Annotated in this window: 13 protein-coding genes and 5 pseudogenes; 12 read left to right on the top strand and 6 right to left on the bottom strand. The window is 48.0% G+C overall.

From position 1 onward, the window contains the following. Nucleotides 1–1,088 (top strand): annotated as a pseudogene (locus tag ATN88_RS26035) (hypothetical protein); the annotation flags it as partial. Nucleotides 1,089–1,348: 260 nt separating this feature from the next. Beyond that, nucleotides 1,349–2,356: a substrate-binding domain-containing protein gene (locus ATN88_RS04260; RefSeq protein ID WP_067411869.1), complete on the top strand. Its 1,008-nt coding sequence runs from the start codon at nt 1,349–1,351 to the stop codon at nt 2,354–2,356. A gap of 65 nt (nt 2,357–2,421) precedes the next feature. On the opposite strand, the pseudogene edd reads toward ATN88_RS04260, so the two are convergent. Further along, nucleotides 2,422–4,215 (bottom strand): annotated as a pseudogene (gene edd / locus ATN88_RS04255) (phosphogluconate dehydratase). Beyond that, nucleotides 4,215–4,730 carry a gluconokinase gene (locus ATN88_RS04250; protein WP_067411866.1) on the bottom strand — a complete coding sequence of 172 codons (516 nt, stop codon included), beginning with the start codon at nt 4,728–4,730 and terminating at the stop codon, nt 4,215–4,217. The pseudogene edd and the gene ATN88_RS04250 overlap by 1 nt, the downstream one beginning before the upstream one ends. A gap of 153 nt (nt 4,731–4,883) precedes the next feature. Between ATN88_RS04250 and ATN88_RS04245 the strand changes: the two genes are divergently transcribed. The 10 genes and pseudogenes from ATN88_RS04245 (at nt 4,884) to ATN88_RS04200 (ending at nt 18,378) form a co-directional block, all read left to right on the top strand. Further along, nucleotides 4,884–6,260 carry a GntP family permease gene (locus ATN88_RS04245; RefSeq protein ID WP_067411863.1) on the top strand — a complete coding sequence of 459 codons (1,377 nt, stop codon included), beginning with the start codon at nt 4,884–4,886 and terminating at the stop codon, nt 6,258–6,260. Between the two features lie 9 nt (nt 6,261–6,269). After that, the gene (locus ATN88_RS04240) at nt 6,270–6,884 is read left to right on the top strand and encodes a bifunctional 4-hydroxy-2-oxoglutarate aldolase/2-dehydro-3-deoxy-phosphogluconate aldolase (RefSeq protein WP_067411859.1); all 615 of its coding nucleotides are present in this window, start codon (nt 6,270–6,272) and stop codon (nt 6,882–6,884) included. Between the two features lie 459 nt (nt 6,885–7,343). After that, nucleotides 7,344–8,983, top strand: a pseudogene (locus tag ATN88_RS04235) (ABC transporter substrate-binding protein). 163 nt (nt 8,984–9,146) lie between these two features. Next, nucleotides 9,147–9,988 (top strand): annotated as a pseudogene (locus tag ATN88_RS04230) (ABC transporter permease). A 70-nt stretch (nt 9,989–10,058) separates the two neighbouring features. Next, entirely contained in the window at nt 10,059–10,979 is a 921-nt protein-coding gene (locus ATN88_RS04225) for an ABC transporter permease (protein WP_067411854.1), read from the top strand. Then, nucleotides 10,976–11,935, top strand: coding sequence for an ABC transporter ATP-binding protein (locus ATN88_RS04220; RefSeq protein ID WP_067411851.1), 960 nt, complete (start codon nt 10,976–10,978; stop codon nt 11,933–11,935). Before ATN88_RS04225 ends, ATN88_RS04220 begins: the two co-directional genes overlap by 4 nt. 36 nt (nt 11,936–11,971) lie before the next feature. Further along, a pseudogene (locus tag ATN88_RS28790) lies at nt 11,972–12,912 on the top strand (ABC transporter ATP-binding protein). A gap of 142 nt (nt 12,913–13,054) precedes the next feature. Continuing rightward, a complete protein-coding gene (locus ATN88_RS04210) occupies nt 13,055–16,510 on the top strand; it encodes a hypothetical protein (RefSeq protein WP_067411848.1) in 3,456 nt (1,151 codons plus the stop codon). A 209-nt stretch (nt 16,511–16,719) separates the two neighbouring features. Then, complete coding sequence (locus ATN88_RS04205) at nt 16,720–17,739, top strand: alpha/beta hydrolase family protein (protein ID WP_067411843.1); 1,020 nt, start codon at nt 16,720–16,722, stop codon at nt 17,737–17,739. A 216-nt stretch (nt 17,740–17,955) separates the two neighbouring features. Next, nucleotides 17,956–18,378 carry a TraR/DksA family transcriptional regulator gene (locus ATN88_RS04200; RefSeq protein ID WP_067411840.1) on the top strand — a complete coding sequence of 141 codons (423 nt, stop codon included), beginning with the start codon at nt 17,956–17,958 and terminating at the stop codon, nt 18,376–18,378. Between the two features lie 74 nt (nt 18,379–18,452). Here the strand turns inward: ATN88_RS04200 and ATN88_RS26030 are convergent, their stop codons facing one another. From ATN88_RS26030 to ATN88_RS04185, 4 genes are all read right to left on the bottom strand, one after another. Further along, nucleotides 18,453–18,614, bottom strand: a complete 162-nt coding sequence (locus ATN88_RS26030) for a hypothetical protein (protein ID WP_198158319.1) — start codon at nt 18,612–18,614, stop codon at nt 18,453–18,455. 144 nt (nt 18,615–18,758) lie between these two features. After that, nucleotides 18,759–19,064 carry a DUF6482 family protein gene (locus ATN88_RS04195; protein ID WP_067411837.1) on the bottom strand — a complete coding sequence of 102 codons (306 nt, stop codon included), beginning with the start codon at nt 19,062–19,064 and terminating at the stop codon, nt 18,759–18,761. 140 nt (nt 19,065–19,204) lie between these two features. Beyond that, nucleotides 19,205–20,341 (bottom strand): ABC transporter substrate-binding protein, encoded by a 1,137-nt coding sequence (locus tag ATN88_RS04190; protein WP_067411833.1) that lies wholly within the window; start codon nt 20,339–20,341, stop codon nt 19,205–19,207. A gap of 93 nt (nt 20,342–20,434) precedes the next feature. Continuing rightward, complete coding sequence (locus ATN88_RS04185) at nt 20,435–21,454, bottom strand: helix-turn-helix domain-containing protein (protein WP_067411829.1); 1,020 nt, start codon at nt 21,452–21,454, stop codon at nt 20,435–20,437. Nucleotides 21,455–21,477 lie beyond the last annotated feature (23 nt).

Below are 21,477 nucleotides of genomic sequence, written 5' to 3'. Positions count from 1 at the left end.
CTGACGGCGGCACCGATGGTGGTACTGACGGCGGTACGACTGGCACTACACCAATTGTTATCTTCAACAATGCAGCAAACCCTCAGTGGGTAGCGTGGGATTGTTGTGGTGGCACCACTCCACCAGTTATCACTGATAGTGATGCTGCATACGGTGAAGTGACCTTCTTTGAGGTAACCGCTGCGACAGTGAACGGATTCAGTTCACGAGAAGGTGTTGCTACTGATCCTCAGCCAGTCGATGTGAATGCATGGATGGTCGAAGGTGTGATCTCGTTTGATATCAAGCTGCTTGAAGCGGGTGAAACACCAGCTGATGACTGGAAGTTCAAGATTGAGTCAAATGGTGGTCCAGACAATGGTGGCGAATTTGTGGAGTTAAGCTTAGACAGTCTTCCAGAGCTGAATGTATGGAAGAACTATCAGTTTAACCTGAGCGACCTATCAAACAACGGTCTGGATCTGACTTCAATTGACCTCATTATGGTGTTCCCAGCTTGGGGTACAGGAATTGGTGCTGAATATGTCATTGATAATGTGACCATCTCACCAAACTCTGATGGTACTGATGGTGGCACCGACGGTGGTACGACTGGAGATATCGTCTCTATATTCAGCGATGACTATACAGATATCTCGGTGAATGAGTGGGGCCCTAACTGGGGCGACTCTTCAGCACGTATCACTGATGGCGAGCTTGAAGGCAGCCCAGCTAAAGTGATCAATATTGAAGCAGGCCAAGTGTTTGCGGGTATTGATTTCTCATCAGCAGCCTTTGATGCGACAAGCTTTACCACTTTCCACATGCAGTACAAGGTAGATCCTTTGTTAGCAGGCCAAGTGGTAAACATTAAGCTGTCTAATCATGCGGGAGGTTCTGGTGAAACTGGCGCGATTCAATACACCAGTATTCCTTCAAGCACTGATGTTGTGACATTGGCTATTTCGTTGGATGACTTTACTGATGCGAGCGGAAGTGGTGACTTATCACGAGATGCCATTGCACAGATTGTTATCTCGGCAGCGAGAGCTGATAACGACCAGCCAGTTGATATCTACTTGGATAATATCTATTTCTCAAAAGAATAGGGTTATCTCGAATAATCGTTGATTAGATTGTTTTATAGTTTTTCAACGTAAATATAAAAGCCAAGCTATTTGCTTGGCCTTTTTTGTTGCTAGCTTGAGAACATTACATCCTCAACTGTTTCATGATTTAAGTGATTGATACATTTAGCATGTCTATTAGTCAGTTAAGCAGTGAATACGAATGAAATAGTTTACTTGTTTCATGGAGTTAGCTATTGTCTGGAATGTTACACGTAACATTATGGATAATCAGACAGAACATGGCTCAACAAAATAAAAAAGCTCGCTCAACACTACAGGATGTGGCAGACAAAGTCGGCGTAACTAAGATGACGGTGTCTCGCTATATGAGAAATCCTGAGTCTGTAGCAAAGAAAACGCGTGAGAAAATCGCAGAAGCGATTGAAGAGATCGGATATATCGAGAATCGCGCACCCGCCATGCTCTCCAAATCCTCTAGCAAAGCCATAGGCATTCTTCTTCCCTCGCTATCCAATCAAATTTTTGCCTCCTTCGTTCAGGGTATCGAGACAGTAACCAAAGCCCATGGTTATGAAACCTTATTGGCTCACTTCAGTTATGACGCCAATGAGGAAGAACACAAAATTGCTTCACTCCTTGCGTATCAAGTTGATGGTTTGATTCTCACCGAAACCAATCACACCAAAAAGACCCGTCAGATGATCAAAAACGCGGGTATTCCAGTCGTTGAAACCATGGAATTGCCAGAAAAGCCGATTGATATGGCGGTAGGGATGGATCATGTGCACGCATCTTACAAGGTAGTGAAAGACATGATCGCCTCAGGTAAATCATCAATTGCATACTTCGGTGCACGACTAGACACCCGCACGCGCTTGCGTATGGAAGGCTACGATAAAGCAATGTTGGAAGCGGGCTTAACACCGAAGCACGTTCTAACAGAAGAGCACTCAAGTTTTTCGCTGGCGAACCAACTGTTGAGCCATGCGCTTGAGCAACACCCCGATCTAGATGGCGTATTCTGCACCAATGACGATATTGCCATTGGAACGCTACTGTGTGCTCAGCAGCGAGGCATCAAAATCCCCGAACAACTTGCTGTGGTTGGCTATAACGCGTTGGATATCGGTCAAACGATCAGCCCGAGATTGACCAGTGTCGATACCCCACGTTTCCAAATTGGGGAGAAGAGTGCAGAAATTTTGCTTCAGCGTCTGAGAGGGGAGGACGTCGAGGAAATGATCGTTGATATGGGCTTTAAAGTCACAGACGGCGAGAGCGTCTAAGCTTATTATGAACAAACAAAAAGGGCGGATTTAATCCGCCCTTTCTTTATTTCCGCTTACCGTGATTACACGATGAAGCTTGCGCCTTCTTCCGCGCTTGATACTGATTGACGCATCACGCGGAACATATTGCGGCCCCAAGTTTCTTGCAGAGACTCGGTGTCCAGCTCAATCACTTCGCGACCAGACATGTCAGCCAAGTTGTTCAGCTCGCCAGTTTGGCAGTTCAGGCTCAGCATGTCGCCATCGCGAACCAGACCAATCGCTCCGCCACGCAGTCTTCTGGAGACAAGTGGATGGCTGATGGGATCTTGCCCGAGGCACCTGACAGACGACCGTCAGTCACCAACGCCACTTTGAAACCTGCTTTCTGGATGTTACCCAGAATAGGCATCAGTTTGTGCAGCTCTGGCATACCGTTAGCAGCAGGACCATTGTGTGTCACAACCACGATGCAGTCTTTGTTCAGCTCGCCACGTTTGTAAGCCGCTTCAACCGCGTGCTGACAAGTGAACACAACAGCTGGTGCTTCGATGATACGCTGATCTTCTTTAACCGCTGATACCTTAACAACCGCAGTACCCAAGTTACCTTTGATCACGCGAGTACCGCCGGTGCTTTGGAATACTTCACCTGCCGCAGCGATAACCTCAGCATTCAGGCTACCTTCGACTGCCGTCCAAACCACTTTGCCGTCTTGCAGTGCTGGCAGAGACATTTGACCTTCAAAGTCGCCAAATGCAGGTTTCACATCGCGGTGAAGCAGGTTAGATTCATCCAAACGCTTCAGAAGTGCAGGTACACCGCCAGCGTCTTGGAATGCGTTCATGTCTGCAGGGCCGTTAGGGTAAACACGCGCCAGCAGTGGAACCACTTCAGACAGGTCGCTGATGTCTTGCCATGTCAGCAGGATACCTGCCGCACGAGCAACAGCCAGCATGTGAATGGTGTGGTTTGTGCTACCACCAGAAGCCAGCAGCGCGATAACACCGTTGATCAGGCTCTTCTCGGTAACCACTTCTGACAGTGGGCGGAAGTTCTCGGTACCCGCTGTCATAGATGCGATTTTCACTGATGCGTAGTCAGTCAATGCAGTACGCAGATCGGTGTTCGGGTGGATGAATGCTGAACCTGGCAGCATCAGACCCATTGCTTCAAATACCAACTGGTTGGTGTTTGCTGTGCCGTAGAACGTACATGTGCCCGGCGCGTGGTAAGCGCGGCATTCCATATCTTGAAGCGCGTCTTTACCTACTTCGCCCGCTGCGTATTTCTGGCGAACGTCCACTTTCTCTTCGTTGCTGATACCGGTAGCATCAGCCTGCAGGTACGAAAGCCGTTGGCAGGTGCGCGTACGCCAGTGCACCCATTAGTTGTCCCGGTGCAATCTTGTCGCAAATACCCAGTAGTAGGGTAGAGTCGAACACGTTGTGGCTCAGAGACAGTGCAGTAGATTGTGCAATCAGGTCTCGAGAGAACAGAGACATGTCCATACCCGCTTGACCTTGAGTCACACCGTCACACATCGCAGGCACACAACCCGCAACTTGAGACGTATGGCCGTATTCTGCCAGTGTTTTCTTAATTTGGTCTGGGTAAGTCTGGTATGGCTGGTGCGCACTCAGCATGTCGTTGTAAGCACTGATCAGTGCAACGTTTGAGTGAGTGAAGTCCAGAATACGTTTCTTCTCAGAAGCACAAGATGCAGCAACAGCGTGCGCCAGGTTGCCACACGACAAGCTCTTGCTTGCTTTACCTACATCAGCCTGTGCTTTTGTACGAGCAAAGAATGCATCACGCGCTTCTTTGCTTCGTTCGATCAGACGTTGTGTAACATCCAAAATGATTTGATGCGTCATTATGCGGTCTCTTTTTCTTGCAGAGCTGACACTGAACGTTGAATAACTTCTTCCAACGTGCCATCAATGCTGATCATCAGTGTGTTTGGTTCGTCTACTGGACGCTCTAGCGTTTCGAACTGGCTGTTAACCATGTTTTCTTTCATGAAGTGACCAGAACGAGCGCGCATACGCTCAAGGATCAATTCTTTGCTGCCGTCCAGGAACAGGAAGGTCACGTTCTCGTTACCTTCACGGATTTGGTCGCGGTATTTTTTCTTCAGAGCCGAGCACACAATAACGCCGTGCTCGTTTTTGCTTTCTAGGCTGAAAGCTGCATCACGGATGCGCTCAAGCCATGGCATACGGTCGTCATCGTTCAGTGGCTGACCAGACGACATCTTTTGGATATTTGCGCGCGGGTGAAGATCATCACCGTCGATGAACTTGCGGTTCATCTGTTTTGCGATGTTTTCACCAATTGTGCTTTTGCCTGATGCGCATACGCCCATCACGATGACACTACTACCTGCCATAATTTCCTCTTTCACCAAATTTGCGCGTGATCTCATTTTTTGAATTCACTTGAAAATATGGGTTTATCTTATTCATGTTATCGGTAACATGTTACCGGTAACTCAGATAAATGTGAACTACAACACAAACATCAATTTTTTTAAGGTGAACACATGGATCAGCTAGCCCAAGCCTCTGACCCTACATTCCTACTGACCATTGCAGCGCTTTCTATTGCTGCTCTGCTAGTACTGATTATTAAGCTAAAAATCCACGCTTTTGCTGCACTTACTATCGTAAGTTTGGTAACTGCAATCGCCACTGGCGTAACGTCTGAACAAGTTGTACCTACCATGATGGGTGGTTTCGGTGGCACGCTAGCCTCTGTAGCACTTCTGGTTGGTCTGGGTGCAATGATTGGTAAGATCCTTGAAGTGACTGGCGGTGCGAAAGTACTGGCTGACACTCTGATCGGTCGTTTTGGTAAAGAACGTGCGCCTTTCGCACTGGGTGTAGCATCGCTGCTGTTCGGCTTCCCAATCTTCTTCGATGCTGGTCTGGTTGTAATGATGCCAATCATCCTGAGCGTTGCTGCTCGTTTTGGTGGCTCTCCAATTAAATATGCGCTGCCTTCAGCGGGTGCATTCGCAGTAATGCACGGTTTCGTACCACCACATCCAGGTCCTGTTGCTGCGGCTGAGTTCTTGGGCGCAAACATTGGTCTGCTGCTGGTTGTTGGTATTCTGGTTGCTATCCCAACTTGGTACCTAGGTGCTTACCTGTTCGGTCTGTACGCGGGCGAGAAATTCAACATTCCTCTGTCTAAGGCTTTCTTCAACAGCGACAACGTTGTAGACGAGAAGAAACTGCCTAAGTTCGGCACAGTAATGACCATTCTGGTTCTGCCTGTACTGCTGATCTGTCTGGACACTGGCCTGAACACGCTGGCTGTAGCGGGCATCATCGACGGTAAAACGCCGCTGGTAGAGTTCCTGCGCATGCTGGGTAAAACCCCTGTAGCACTGCTAATCACTCTGCTTGTGTGTCTGGCGGTATTCGCGAAAGACTACGGTATGGCGAAGCTGGAGAAACTGTGTGGTGACTCACTGGCTCCAATCTGTGGCGTAATCCTGGTAACAGGTGCGGGCGGCATGTTCGGTGGCGTTCTGCGTGCAAGCGGCATCGGTGATGCACTGGCTGGCGCACTGACTGACACGGGTATGCCAGTTGTTGTTGCAGCATTCGTAATCTCTACCTGTCTGCGTGTAGCACAAGGTTCTGCAACTGTAGCACTGACAACAACTGCGGCTCTGATTGCACCAGTAGTTGCGGCAACCACGGGTTTGAGCGAACTGGATCTGTGCTTCATCGTGATTTCTATCGCGGGTGGTGCTACCGTATTGTCTCACTTCAACGACTCAGGCTTCTGGCTGGTATCTCGTCTACTAGATATGGATGAGAAAACAACACTGAAGACTTGGACTGTAATGGAAACGCTTCTGGGCGGTATCGCATTCATCATCGTTGCAGTATTGAGCTTCATTCTTTAAGGGTAACTTATGAAAACCATCGAACAACGTCTAAAAGAAATCCGTATCGTACCTGTAATCGCAATCAACGACGTAGCGCACGCGCTGCCTCTGGCGAAGGTACTGATGGAAAACGGTCTGCCATGTGCTGAAGTAACATTCCGTACAGAAGCAGCAGCAGAGTCAATCCGCATTATGCGTGAAGCATACCCAGAGATGCTGATCGGTGCGGGTACTGTGCTGACCACTGAGCAAGTAGACATTGCTATCGATGCGGGTGTGGATTTCATTGTTAGCCCGGGCTTCAACCCAACTACCGTGAAATACTGTCAGCAGCGCAACGTACAAATCGTACCTGGCGTGAACAACCCAAGTCTGGTTGAGCAAGCAATGGAAATGGGTCTGCGTACCCTGAAATTCTTCCCTGCTGAGCCATCAGGTGGCGTTAACATGCTGAAAGCACTGACTGCAGTTTACCCAGTAAACTTCATGCCGACTGGCGGTATTAGCCTGTCGAACGTGGAAGACTACCTGTCAATCAAATCTGTTTTGGCTTGTGGTGGTACTTGGATGGTTCCAACCGACATGATGGACAAAGGTGATTGGGAAGGTATCGCTGCGCTGGTTCGTGCACTGAACGACTAAGTCACAGCATCCCCAAACAGCTTGTTCTCAACGCAATTTGGACAATGCTGTAAATGAAAAAGGCTCGACCACTAGGTCGGGCCTTTTTTGTACGTCATGTATTACGATGTTTTGTCGTAATGGTGCTAAGGGCGGCTATTTGCCAAGTTAATGCTGCTTAAAGCAGATCCTTTCCTGTAACGCTGCAATAAATTCTCCCTATTGATACAACCATAAATTGGCTAGGTCGCAAGATGTGATCGATGTTGCAAGTTTGTAAATGGCGTCTTGTTGGCTTTGCTCATTTTCCTAGTATCAAAAACACAAAAGAAAGCGCTTTCTTTTCGAGTTCATGAGCAAGCCATGACATGTGTTCATTGTCTACACTCAGAAAAAGACCGCGCTGACTTTTTCAAAACGATTTCGAACGTGATGATTGAATAGGGAAAACAGGCGGCAACAATGACGAAGGACTGCACAATGAATAAGAAAACGATCCTCGCTGCTTTGATTATGGGCTTCTGTGTCTCTGCAACAACCAGTGTTTCTGCCGAAACGGTAAAGCAGGGTGGGACCCTCAATGTACCAATCATCACCACGAGCTTTGTCGATAACTTTAATCCGTACACATCGAAAGATGTCTTTCACGGCACCATGTTTGAGCCGCTGGTGGTGTTCAACAACATGACCGGAGAAACACACTACCGCTTAGCGGAAGCCATTGATGTGTCTGATGATTTGAAAAGCATTACGTTAACGCTACGAGATGGTTTGAAATGGTCAGATGAAGCACCGTTAACGGCCGAAGATGTGGCCTTTAGCTTTGAACTTGCAAAGACAAATGCGGCTTTTGACAGCAAAGGGATTTGGTCTGGAGGCAATTTAGCATCGATCGAAACACCAGATGCACGCACTGTGGTGTTTAACCTTAATGCGCCAGATTCAACCTTTATCTGGAACCTTGAAAAATACCACGTGTTGCCAAAGCACATTTGGGAGAAGGTAGAAAACGCAACAACCTTTACCAATCCAAACCCTGTTGGCAGCGGTCCAATGACCACGGTGAAATTGCTGAAACCTCAGCAAATGGAGCTTTGCCGTAATCCTCATTATTACCTAGAGGGTTTACCGCATCTTGATTGCGTCGTTTTCCGTTCGTACAACGACAATTCGCAAGTGCAGCCAGCGCTCATCAAAGGCGAAATCGACTGGGGATCTAACTTTATTGCCGACGTGGAATCGACGTTTGTAAAACGCGACCCGACGCATAACCATTTTTGGTACCCAGCCAACGACGCGATTCACCTGTATTTGAATACACAGAAAGCACCGTTCAATGATGTGCGAGTTCGCCAAGCCCTGTCTATGGCTCTCGACCGAGAGTTGATTGTTGACTTGGCGGCTTATGGTTATCCAACGCCGAACTTCAATGCGGGGGGGATTGGTGATTTATACGGCACCTATATCAACGCCGATATCAAAAAGCAGTTCGAGTATCTGACCACATTCAACCAAGACAAGGCCAAAGCTCTGCTGGATGAAGCCGGCATCGTTGATAAAAATGGCGATGGATACCGAGACCTGCCTGATGGCAAACCGTTTGAATTTGACATTGCGGTCGTAAATGGTTGGACAGATTGGATTCAGACGATCCAAATGGTCAACGAGCTCTATGAAGAGATTGGCGTGAAATCAGGCTGAAAACCGTGGATTGGTCTGTGTATGAAAAAAGCCTTCGTCAGGGAAATTACGATGTTGCGATTAACTGGTCGATGGTAGCAACCAACCCTATCAGTGCTTATCAAGAGTACTACCTGAGCGACCGCGCAGGGAAGGGGATGCATGCTGGGCATGGCGTAAACAGTGAAGAGCTAGATTCGTTGATTAATAGCTTCGGTCAAGCGGGGACGGAGCAAGAGCAGCAAGCCATTTTGAACGAACTCCAAACGTTTACCGCAGAGAACTTGCCTTTTATTCCGCTGTTCTCTAACCCAACATGGTTTCAGTACAGAACCAAGAACATTGTGGGCTGGCCAACAAAGGAAAACCCTTACATTCAGCCTGTTTGGTATGACGGCGGCAAGCGCGTGATCATCCTGAACAACTTGCACCTGCGATAGCAGAACTGGCTTTAGTGTAGGGGGCGATCGAATGGCATTTTTACTACGGCGGTTTATGTTCTACTTTTCCGCTTTTTTCATCGCAATTACGTTTAATTTCTTGTTGCCAAGGTTGATGCCGGGTGACCCTGTTGAGGCACTTTTCGCATCAGCACAAGGGCGAATGGATCCCGCTCAAATGGAGGCCGTCCGTGCAATGTATGGCTTTCTTGATGGCAATATTTTTGAGCAGTACTTCGCTTATATCAAAAGCGTTTTTACCTTAGATCTCGGGCCATCGGTGTTGATGTTTCCCATCAGTGTGTCTGAGGTGATTGGTAACGCACTGCCTTGGACGCTCTTTCTCGCGCTGGGATCGCTCATTGTTTCATTGATCATTGGCATTAGCATTGGCACCTATGCGTCTTACCACCGTACAGGCTGGTTTGGCCAAATCGTGCCACCTGTCTTGGCCTTTATCAGTAACTTCCCCTATGTCGTGACAGCACTCTTTTTGTTCTACCTTTTTGGTCTTCAATTTGAGTGGCTGCCTCTGTCTTATACCTACGATCAATCGTTAGACCCAGGCTTCAATTGGCCGTTTATTAGTAGTGTGTTGGAGCATGCGATATTGCCAGTGGGTTCAATGGTGGTAGTGGGTATTGCGGGTTGGGTATTCAACATGCGTAACGCCATGATCAACGTGCTCGGTGAAGACTATGTCACCATGGCCGAAGCAAAAGGACTGAGCAGTCGCCGCGTGATGTGGCGTTATGCAGGGCGAAACGCAATCTTACCAGTTGCGACCGCAGTCGCTATGGCTATCGGTTTCTCTTTCGCGGGCTCCATCATGACGGAGGTGGTGTTTAACTACCAAGGACTTGGAACATTCTGCTCAAAGGCATTGTCGCGCGTGATTACCCGCTGATTCAGGCAATCTTGTTGATATTGGTAATGGCAGTGTTGACGGCCAATTTCATCGCCGATCTTCTTTATGTCTGGCTCGATCCTCGGATCTCGAATTAGGTGATGACGATGGATAAGACGCTTTCGACTGAATCAGAAAAGAACACCACGGTGCCGAAAAAACCGGTAGTTGGAAAGCTGCGACGTTTTCTTTAAAGGTGCTTACGCGTTTTTCTATGGCAATCCGCCTGCGATTTTAGGAACACTGCTGCTCAGCATGGTGTTTGCGGGTGCACTTTTTGCCAACGCGCTGGCACCTTATCCACCAGAAAAGCGCGTTGCAAGACCGCATCAGGCGCCCAGTGCTGACCATATTATGGGCACGACCAGAAGCGGGCGAGACGTATATAGCCAAGTGCTTCATGGTGCGCGCAAAACCTTATCGGTATCGATTATTGCAGGGCTCATCGCGATGACACTGGCGGTCACTGTCGGTGTATCAGCAGGCTACTTTGGCGGGAAAATCGATGAACGCCTGAACTTTTTAACCAATGTTTTCTTGGTATTTCCCCAGCTCCCACTCCTTATCGTTTTGGCTGCCTTTTTAGGGCAGGTGGGCTCTGTGGTGATAACCATACTCCTCGGGGTGACCTCCTGGCCTTGGGGCGCACGTGTGATACGGGCGCAAACCATGGCAATACGCAATAAAGAATTCATTCTGTCTTCAGAGGCAATGGGTGAATCGAAAACGCGGATTATTTTGGTCGAGATTTTGCCCAACCTTGTTTCTATTGTATTTGGCGGATTCTTGGGTGCCGTTATCTATGCAATGGGCTCCGAAGCAGGGTTGGGCTTTTTAGGCTTGGGTGACGCGACAGAAGTGAGCTGGGGCTCGATGCTCTATTGGGCTCAAACGTCGTCGGCACTTTACACTGGTGCTTGGTGGGAAATGATGGTTCCTGCTCTGGCACTTGCGATTACGGGTGGTGCGCTTGCTTTGATCAATATGTCGATTGATCAGGTTAGCAATCCAAAACTCCGCACGGGTCCACACATCAAGTTGTGGAAGAAACTTAAAAAAGCGGTAGATAAGCGCAGGGGGTTAATGTGACAACCCTGCTGGATATCAAAAACCTTTGTGTGGATTACGTCTCTCCGAACGGCATTGCCCGGGCGGTGAATAACGTGAACATTGCTTTAGCAGAGGGTGAAACATTAGGGATTGCGGGCGAGTCAGGTTGCGGGAAAAGTACGCTGGCGTTTGCGATTTCAAGGCTGCACAAAGCACCGGCACTGATCTCAGAAGGGGAAATCCTCTACAAGGGTGAAGACGTTCTGAAGATGAACGACAAAGCTCTCCGAGCTTTTCGTTGGAATCAGGTGTCAGTGGTGTTCCAAAGCGCGATGAACTCCCTTAATCCAGTTATCACCATTGGTGAGCAACTGACCGATGTGATTTTGGAACACACGGATTTATCGCTAAAGCAGGCACTAGAAAAAGCAGCTGAATTACTGCAAATCGTAGGGATACATGCAGAACGTTTGTCGGCATTTCCTCACCAATTGAGCGGTGGTATGCGACAGCGTGTGGTGATTGCCATTGCGTTAGCATTAGAGCCAAAACTGATCATCATGGATGAACCAACGACGGCGTTGGATGTTGTGGTAGAGCGTGAAATTCTAAATGAACTGTATGAGCTGAAAGGCAAGTTTGGCTTCTCCATTTTGTTTATTAGCCATGACCTGAGTTTGATGGGCGAAATTGCTGATCGTATCGGTGTCATGTATGCGGGGAATCTGATTGAAATTGGTGATGCGCAGACTGTATTTAACGCGCCCCAACAACCTTATACCCAAGGGTTGTTGGCGTCTTTCCCGACCATTCATGGCCCCAAAGAACGTTTGTTTGGCATTCCGGGTAATCCAGTAAACCTGTTGGACATTCCTCAAGGGTGTAATTTTCAGGCGCGATGCGATCACTGCTTCCAGGCATGCCGAGATGCCGAACCGCAACTGAAAGCGATGGGGGATACCCACTTTGTTTCCTGTCATTTGAGGGAGGGATAGCGCGTGGAACCTATTCTTTCGATCAAAAATTTGGTGATGGATTTTCGGATCGGACACTCTAGCAGCAATATCATGCGTGCTATGAATGACGTGTCGTTTGAGCTTCACCAAGGGCAGGCTCTTGCGATTGTGGGTGAATCCGGTTCGGGCAAAAGTACCGGTGCACGCATTCTTACACGGATCTACAAAGAAACCGCCGGAAACATCCAGTTTAAAGGCAAACCGCTTGCAGAATATGTCACTGAAAATGGTGAGTTGGAATATGCCCGTCAGGTACAGATGATTTTCCAAGACCCGTTCAGCTCTCTGAATCCGGTACACAATATCTATCACCATCTCTCGCGGCCTTTGTTGATCCACAAGCGTGTAGCCAAGCGTGATGTACGAGAGAAAGTGTATGAGTTGCTTGAGCTGGTGGGGTTGTCACCTGCGGTGGAAACAGCGGAAAAATTTCCGCATGAATTGAGCGGTGGGCAGCGTCAGCGCGTGGCGATTGCACGCGCTTTAGCGGTCGATCCTGAAGTAATTTTGGCCGATGAGCTATCTCCATGCTAGATGTGTCGGTTAGGCTCGGCATTTTAAATCTGATGACAGACTTGAAAGACCAGAAAGGGATTTCATTTATGTATATCACTCACGACATTGCCACTGCGCGGTATTTCGCGGAAAAAACGGCGGTCATGTATGTGGGTCATATGGTGGAGTGGGGTGATAGCGACAGCGTCACACAAAACCCGCAACACCCTTATTCGAAATTGTTGCTTTCCGCCGTGCCCGAGGTGGGTCGTGCTGGGAAGCGAGAACTGTTGGTCAAAAAAGGCGATATCCCGCTTTGGAAACCAGAAAGTCTGGGATGTCCCTTTGCCTCTCGTTGTCCTGTTGCCACAGAGGAATGCTCCAACAGTATGCCCGAGGCGATAGAAGTTCGACCTGGGCACTATGCGAGGTGTCATCACCTTGATACGCCAACGGCCTGATAGCAGGTTAACGGGGTAAAAAAGAAAAGGTCCAGCAAATCAAGCACAAGAAGGATCTTCGCGCCCGATGTGGAGGATGAATAGCATCGGGATTTTTTGAAAATGAAAAGAAAGCGCTTTCTTTTTGTTAGGAACCAAGAAAATGGAAAAATGTTTTACCTTGGCGAGTGCGCCAGTGAATGGACAGTTTGTTGATATTCAGGGAGAGCGATTCTATCGCATCGAAAACGTTGACCACATGTCACCGTTCTTTATGAGCGTCGTTTCTGCAAACGACCATTGGTTATTTGCGTCATCCACCGGTTGTTTGACCGCAGGACGTGGCAAGCCAGAAGATGCGATTCTCCCATACCGCTCTGTCGACTTCATTCATGAGAGTGCTGACAACACGGGACCAAAGACTTTTATTCGTTTAGAAGATGGCGGTGGTGATGTGGTCACTTGGGAACCGTTCAATGTTCAACATGACGGAAAGTTTTCCCTCACACGCAGCCTCTACAAGAGCATTACGGGTGACAAAGTGGTGTTTGAGGAAGTGAACCATAGCCTCAAACTGAATTTCCAATACAGCTGGGAAAGCGGCAACACATTTGGGTTTGTTCGTCGCTGTGAGCTGAACGATTTTTCTGGTGAAACGCGTCAAGTTGAGGTGTTGGACGGTATTCAAAACATCCTCCCCAACAGCGCGCCCATGCAGGCGTTACAAACACGCAGCGCGTTGGTAGATGCATACAAGTGGAATGAGGTTGTTGAAGGAACGTCGCTCGCGCTTTATACCATGTATGCCAAGCTGAGCGATCGCGCAGATCCGGCTGAGGCATTACTGGCAAACTGTGTATTCAGCATTGATTCGGATGACACCGAGATCTTGCTTAGCAGTCAGCAAATTCCTGCGTATCGCCGCGGTGAAATTATCGATGCGGAAGACCTAACACGCGGCGTTCGTGGGTCTTACTTCATCCACAAAATGATCACCTTGTCAGGTGGCGAGAGCAACAAATGGTGCATCGTGCTCGACAGCGGTAAAGACCACAAAGACGTGAAAGTACTGGCGCAAGCACTGAAGAATCCAGAAGTACTTCAGGCCAAAATTGATGAAGACTGTCAGCAAAACCGACTGGAACTCGAATCACTGATCAGTGCTGTTGATGGTTGGCAATATTCGCACGATGAAGCGACAGCAAATCACCACTACGCGAATGTACTATTTAACAGTATGCGCGGTGGCGTGTTTGAAGATGGGTATCTGCTCAGAAAAGATGATGTCCTGCAGACCGCCAAGAACATGAACAGCAAGATCGTGCTGAGAAACACGGCATTCTACGATGAGCTACCAGAACGCTTTACGCATACGGAGCTTATTCGCCGTGCGGAACAAGCAGATGATATTCAGCTGTTACGCCTTTGCTACGAGTATTTGCCGCTGACCTTTGGTCGTCGACATGGTGACCCAAGCCGCCCCTGGAACCACTACGATATCAAAGTGAAGGATAAAGAAGGCAACCCTCTGTTGGCTTATCAGGGGAACTGGCGTGACATCTTCCAAAACTGGGAGGCACTGGCCTTAAGTTACCCAGACTATCTTCGCTCGTTTGTTGCCAAGTTCGTGAATGCGTCGACGATTGATGGCTATAACCCTTATCGCATCACCAAAGACGGCATCGACTGGGAAGTGCTCGATCCCGAAGATCCGTGGAGCAACATTGGTTACTGGGGCGATCATCAAATTATCTATTTGCTCAAATTCCTTGAGTGGTCAGAAAAGTTCTCTCCTGGGCAGCTAAACATCAGCCTGACGCGCGAGTTCTTCAGCTATGCCAACGTCCCTTACCGCATTGGGGACTCTCAGGTGTTGTTTGAAAACCCGAAAGACACCGTGACGTTTGATACCGAGTTGCAAGCGCGCACGGAGAAACTGACCGAGCTAATGGGCAGTGACGGTAAATTGCTGTTGGATTCAGATAATGAAGTGTATCTGGTCAACCTGTCAGAGAAGCTATTGGTGCCTTTGCTGTCAAAACTGAGCAATTGGGTGGTCGACGGTGGTATTTGGCTCAACACCCAACGCCCTGAGTGGAATGATGCCAATAACGCGATTGTGGGAAATGGTCTTTCAATGGTGACGCTCTATTACATGCGTCGTTACGTTGCTCAGTTGCAGACGCTTTTTGCGACCGCACCGGACAAGATCAGGCTGTCTGCTGAAGTGGTGGAATGGCTGCGCGAGACGTTGGATATATTGAATCGCGCACTGCTCGATGTGAAAAAGAAAACCATCACGCGTCAGACAAAACACAAGCTACTGACCGAGTTGGTCGAGGTTGCCAGCCGTTATCGCCATCAGGTTTATCATCAGCAAGGTTTCTCGGGCAAGACACATATCGACCGTCACGAAATTGAAGGTCTGCTAAGCACCAGTTTGACTTTGCTGCATGAAAGCACGATGAGCAACTTGCGCGAAGACGGACTGTTCAATGCGTATAACGTGGTGAAGTACAACGCTGAGAGTTTGAGCTCTCTGGAACTTTACCCAATGCTAGAAGGGCAGGTTGCTGCGTTAAGCTCTGGTGCATTGACGCCCGCACAATCCGTATCTTTGCTGGATAACTTGTTCGCGAGTCAAATGTTCCGCGAAGACCAAAAGTCATTCATGTTGTATCCCGACCGTGAACTGCCGGGCTTCATGAATAAAAACCGAATTCCCACCGAGTCAGCAAAGCAAAATGATTTGTTGCTCGAAATGAGCAGGAACGGCGATCGTCGCGTGATATTTGTCGATGGCGAAGGTGATTTTCACTTTAACCCAAACTTCGAAAATGCAGGTTATTTGAAAGCGGCGCTTGCTCAGGTGCGAGATGACTACCCGCACATTCTCGATTATCACTTCGAGGATACGCTGGCTCTTTACGAAGCTGTGTTCAACCACAGAGAGTTCACCGGGCGCTCAGGCACCATGTTTGGTTACGAAGGCTTGGGGTGTATCTATTGGCATATGGTGTCTAAGCTGTTGCTGGCGGTGCAAGAAGTCTATTTTGAAAGCCGAGCGCAAAACCCTGACAGTGCAGAAACCAAGCAACTTGCGCAGTACTATTACCGTGTGCGTGACGGGATTGGGTTTAACAAAACGCCTTTGGAATACGGTGCATTTCCTGTCGACCCATACTCGCACACGCCAAAACATGCTGGTGCACAGCAACCGGGTATGACAGGACAGGTGAAAGAGGAAATCATCACACGATTTGGCGAGCTGGGCATTTTGGTGGAAGACGGCACGATTGCAATTCAACCATCTCTGCTGAAGCGCAATGAGTTCTGTCGTGAAGCTTCAAGCTTTACCTATTTCCGACAAGATGGAGAGCGCGAAACGGTAACCTTGAAAGCCGACACATTGGCGTTCACTTATTGCCAAACGTTGTTTGTTTACCGATTGCAGCCTGATAATCACGCTCAAATTGGAGTGAGAATGGCATCCGGAGAAGTTGTTGTTATAGAGGGTAATCGCCTGCCTGAAACCATTTGTTCGGAGATTTTCTCTCGCACGGGTGAAGTAGAAAGTGTGTTGGTTGATATCCCGCTAAGTGCGATTTACAAAGACTAATTGCGCTTACTACGCGAACGAAAAACAGCCGCATATGCGGCTGTTTTCATTTCTACTTCCACCTCGTCAAATTCGTTAATTCTTGTTTCCTTCGAGATACGTTCGCTTGCTAAAACACGTTTTGATACGTCCTCGATCCTGTTTTAGGTCGCGTCGTTAAAGGGGTTGCGAGATGGTCTTCTCTATCTTAGTTAAGAAAGGGAGTTACCATGAAACAGCTAATCGCCGTCTTTATCTTTGTGTTTTTCAGTATCAATACTGCCATCGGACAGTCTATTGGGTTTGAACAAATTGTACTGAGAGACGTCGCTGAACGACCCTTGTCTGTGTCTATTTGGTACCCCACGAAACAGAAAATGCCGTTGACCCGAATCGGAGAAAACATTGTGTTTGTGGGCACTGACGTGGTGAAGAATGCACCGGTGTTGACATCTCGCTCGCCACTCATTGTGTTGTCACACGGTTATCGAGGAAGCTGGAGAAACCTAAATTGGTTAGCGCATGAATTCGCTCGACTGGGCTACGTGGTTGCTGCACCCGATCATCCCGGCACGACAACGTTTGATACGGCAGAGGAAAAAGCGGCGCAATGGTGGCAGCGTCCAAGCGATTTAAGTCGCGTTATTACCTATATGTTGGAGGAGAGTGATTGGCGAGATGCACTTGATGATTCCGAGGTGTCGGCAATCGGACATTCATTGGGCGGCTGGAGCGTCCTTCAATTGGTGGGGGCGCAGTTTAATCGAGCAACATTCAAAGCTGAGTGCTTACGTTATCCAAACCCAAGGGTTTGTGGTTTATCAGATGAGTTGGGCTTAACAGCAAAACAGCCGAACGAACCTTTAAGTAGCAAGGTTTTCGACAGTCGAGTGAAAAGGGCGGTGAGCTTAGATTTAGGCATGGCCAGAAGCTTTTCCATCTCCAGTTTGAATGCAATCGAAAAGCCCGTGTTGGTTCTCGCAGCGGGTATCGATATTGGAGACCTTCCTCAGGCGCAAGAGTCGGGCTATATCGCAGAGCACCTAGCGTTACAGAACCGACGATACAAAGTGTATGAAGCCGCGACGCATTTCAGTTTTATGCAGCTTTGTAAGCCCGGCGCGGTTGAACGGCTTAACGAAGAAGTGCCGGGAGATGGAATCATCTGTACCGACGGAAAAGAGACAAGCAGAGAGGTGCTTCATAAACAAATATTTTCTGACGTTGTTCGTTTCATCAAAAGTCAGTGACCTTATTCATGGACAACAATGTAGTTTCAATTTCATAAGACGACATGGCTAGCGCGATTTGCTTCTCATCGAGGTAACCAACCTTGGTCAAAATTTGCAAAAACACCAAAAATGTTATGTTATAACATTTCAGTGTCTTGGTGAAAGCCTAGAGCCTAAGCCTAGTGCTTATGACGGCTCGCTAAATTTCCAAACAAACACGAAATAGAAAACGCTATGGACAATGAAGAGAAACTGATGACGGAAGAAGAAATCCTGAAAGAGCCAGAGTCGAACTACATGAATGAAGCCCAATTGGCGTTTTTCAAACAAAGGCTGATTGATCTTCATGACGCGACACTTGCTCGTATTCAAGCGGCGAAAGACCAAATGGTAAGTCCGATGGACTTTAGTGACCCTAACGATCGTGCGACGTCAGAAGAACAATCAGCGCTAGCACTTCGCATCGTGGAGAGAGAGCAAAAGCTTCTTCCAAAAATTAAGCTCTCTTTGGAAAGAATTCGCTTAGATACATACGGTTATTGCCTGGAAACGGGCGAACCGATAGGCATTCCTCGTTTGCTGATAAGGCCAACAGCCGAGTACTGTGCAGATGTTAAAGCACTGATGGAAATGAAAGAACTTCAGTATAAAGACTAGCGTGCTTGTTTGTCGGACAAACAAATACAGGAGCGATGGTGCGTTTGGAGTGTGACAACCGTCGCTTCAAAACATTACTCGGTTTGTTTTGTCACCTTGTCGCATGAAGCCTTGTCCTTGGCAAGGTCAGCGGCTCCGCAACAGCTGCTTTTTATCGACTTGCGAGAGAATATGATGCCGATAGCTAGCATCAGCATGAAACCGAGAAAGATAAGAACAGTAAAAATCAGCGTCATGATCCACCTTTGGTTTACGTCTCTATTTCTTCAGTGTTATTTACTTTGCCTGCCACTGCAACAGAAGAAATGCAAACACTAGGAGCTGTGGGTTTAGGTCGTAAGTTGATGCACATGAGCAGAGAATAGACGCTTTCGAAAGGGTCAATAATATCCATTGTCTCTAATAGGTACTTCTAGAGCGTTGCCTTCTCCTTTGCTAGGCGCGCCAACCATTTCATCGTAGGCACTTTCGTGTCTGAGCACTTGCTGGTCAGCTTTAATCTTTCGGCACAAACGTTGGATGTCGATGAGAGAATGGGCACGAATGAGGTTCTCTTTATCATCGCAAACCAGATACTCATCTTCGCCGACAACAACAGAGGCTTGATAAAGGCATAGGTCTAAGGAGTGAAAGACCAGTTTGTTGATATGGAAGAATTTTTCTAGCTTACTGAGTGCCATTTTCATTGCCATTTCCTCTTTTGATGTCGTTCTTGCTACGGAGCCAGAGGACATTAAGTTCAATGAAAGGCCATTATTTTGAATGTCTTTTCGCAATAAAAAAGAGGCGCGTTTGAGCACCTCTTAGTCAGAGTGAATAGGTGTGGTTATTCTTGCAAAGGAACCGCTTTGCCATTTTCGATTTTGGTTAGGTAGACGTCATCTAAGCCTTGACGATCTGAGCGGCCAAAGTTGACCTGCAACCCACCAAAGTCTTTGTTTTTAAGCCCTTCCATTGAGCGAACGAAGCGTTCTCTGGTGAGGTTTTCGCCGGAACGCTTCAACGCTTCGACAATGACTTTAGCATTTAGGTAGCCTTCCAGTTGGGTGTAATACGGGTCTTTCACACCAAAGCTTTTCAGATCCTTCTTGAAGTCAGAAATGAGTCTAAGGTCGCTTCCGTCTGGGTTCGGCATGACTTGAGAGATGTAGCTGCCATCGCCAAATGAGCCAAGTTCAGCAATCAGCTTTTTGGTACCCACGAAAGAAATGTTGGCGAATTTAGGTTTGAAGTTTTGTTGGTGTGCCAATTTGATGAAAGCACCACACGCCTGATAAGCACCGACCATAATGACAGCTTCAGGTTCACGGTATTTGATGGTGTTTAGGCCTTGTTCCACTTTCAGCGTATTGCGTTTGTAACGGCCTTCAGCATGAATGTTTAGCCCGTGTTTTTTGAGCGCACGTTTCACGCCCGCCTTGCCTGCTGCGCCGTAGCCATCATCCTGAATGAAAATGGCAATCTTTGTATAGCCAAGGTCGTTGACGAAGTGGTCAACCAGCTTTTCGGTTTCGTCAAAGTAGCTGGCGCGAATGTTAAAGATGTTTTTGTCGCCAGGGTTTCTAAGAAACTCTGCGCCCGTGAAAGGGCCAATATAAGGGATGTTTGCGCGTTTTACTTCAGGGACAACAGCTTTTGACGTTGGGGTACCAACAAAGCTCACCAGCGCGAACACTTTGTCAGTGTAAATGAGTCGTTTGGCATTTTTGGCAGCGCGATGAGGCTCATACCCATCATCAAGTGAGATCACTTTTATTTTTCGACCGTTCACACCGCCTTTTTTATTTATCTTTTCAAAGTAGGCGAGTGTCCCTTCTTTTACGCCGTTACCTAGGCCTGATGCGGGTCCCGTAAGGGCATTGCTCATGCCAAAGGTAATGGTGCTGTCCGTTACACCTACTTCGGCAGAAGCGGAAAATGCAAACAGGGCAGTTGCTGCTGCAAAACAACGTAGAAAACTCATTACTAACACCTTTATCATTATGAGGGTTATTACTGAGTATAGAAAAGGATTCATATGTCTCAATTAAGAGTCATTTGAGTGCGACTACTTGGTTTACCTGTCTGAGGCTGTAAGCCTGAACGCTGATGGCGTTTGGCCTGTTATCCGGGAAAACTCCCGATTAAAATTTGATTTGGTTTGAAAACCAGACTGAAGATAAATGTCTGAAATCGAATCCGACGTCTCGGCCAATAGCTCCTTGGCGTAGTCGATACGATAGCGATTGATCGCTTTGGAAATGTTTTCTCCCAGCACTTGGTTAACACTTGCGGATATATGTCTGGCGGGAATACCGAGTTTTCGCGCTAATCGTTCAAGTGTCAGGTCGGGGTCGAGAAATGCCTGCTTCTCTCGCATCAAGACATCGAGCTTAGCAACGATGGCGTTGGCATCGACATCTTTGGTCGGGGAAGAGGAAGTCGGCGTTCTATCACTTTCCGTTGGAATGTCGCTGTTGTTTGCAGGCGTACTGGCACTCACAAGGACAACGGTGAAGATGATGGCGGGGATAAGAATGAGGTAACTGGATGACAGGATTGCTCTCACATGCGCTGCATCATTGAAGAGAAAGTCGTAGCTCAATGCCCCATCAATTAACGCTGAAAATAAAAGTAAAGCCCCCGCGATACGTTCAGCAACGTTGACCTTCCCAATGTTTGAAATCCGAACGCTTTCTGGAATCGAAAATGAAGCGGCGATGAGCACAGCCCCGTAGCCGACATAAAGCGCGATAAGGAGAAAGTCGACCGCATTGAGCCAAATCTCATGGTTGAAAGAGAAAAAGGCGATAATCAGAGGGCTTAACCCATGCAGCCACAATCGTTGCGAAGTGTTGTGTGCGGCGGAAAAGCAAAGATAGGCCGCGATCGGAATACATGCACCAGAGATAGGCTGAAGGAAACGGAATAAAGCGATGTCTGTACTCCAGCGAAAACCGACAATGGCCGTTGACAGTGCGCAGAGTAGAACAAACCAGAACGTATTCGCTGCAGAAGCGGGTTGCCTAACTCGCAAGATGATCGCAATAACAACGAGAAATAATGAGGCAATAAATGGCAGCGGTATTGAAAGCATGCACGTTCCGTTGTGGTTTGAAT

The organism is Enterovibrio coralii (assembly GCF_001559595.1).
GTDB lineage: Bacteria > Pseudomonadota > Gammaproteobacteria > Enterobacterales > Vibrionaceae > Enterovibrio > Enterovibrio coralii.
Note: the sequence above shows the minus strand (reverse complement) of the source record. Positions and strands in the feature narration are given on the sequence as shown.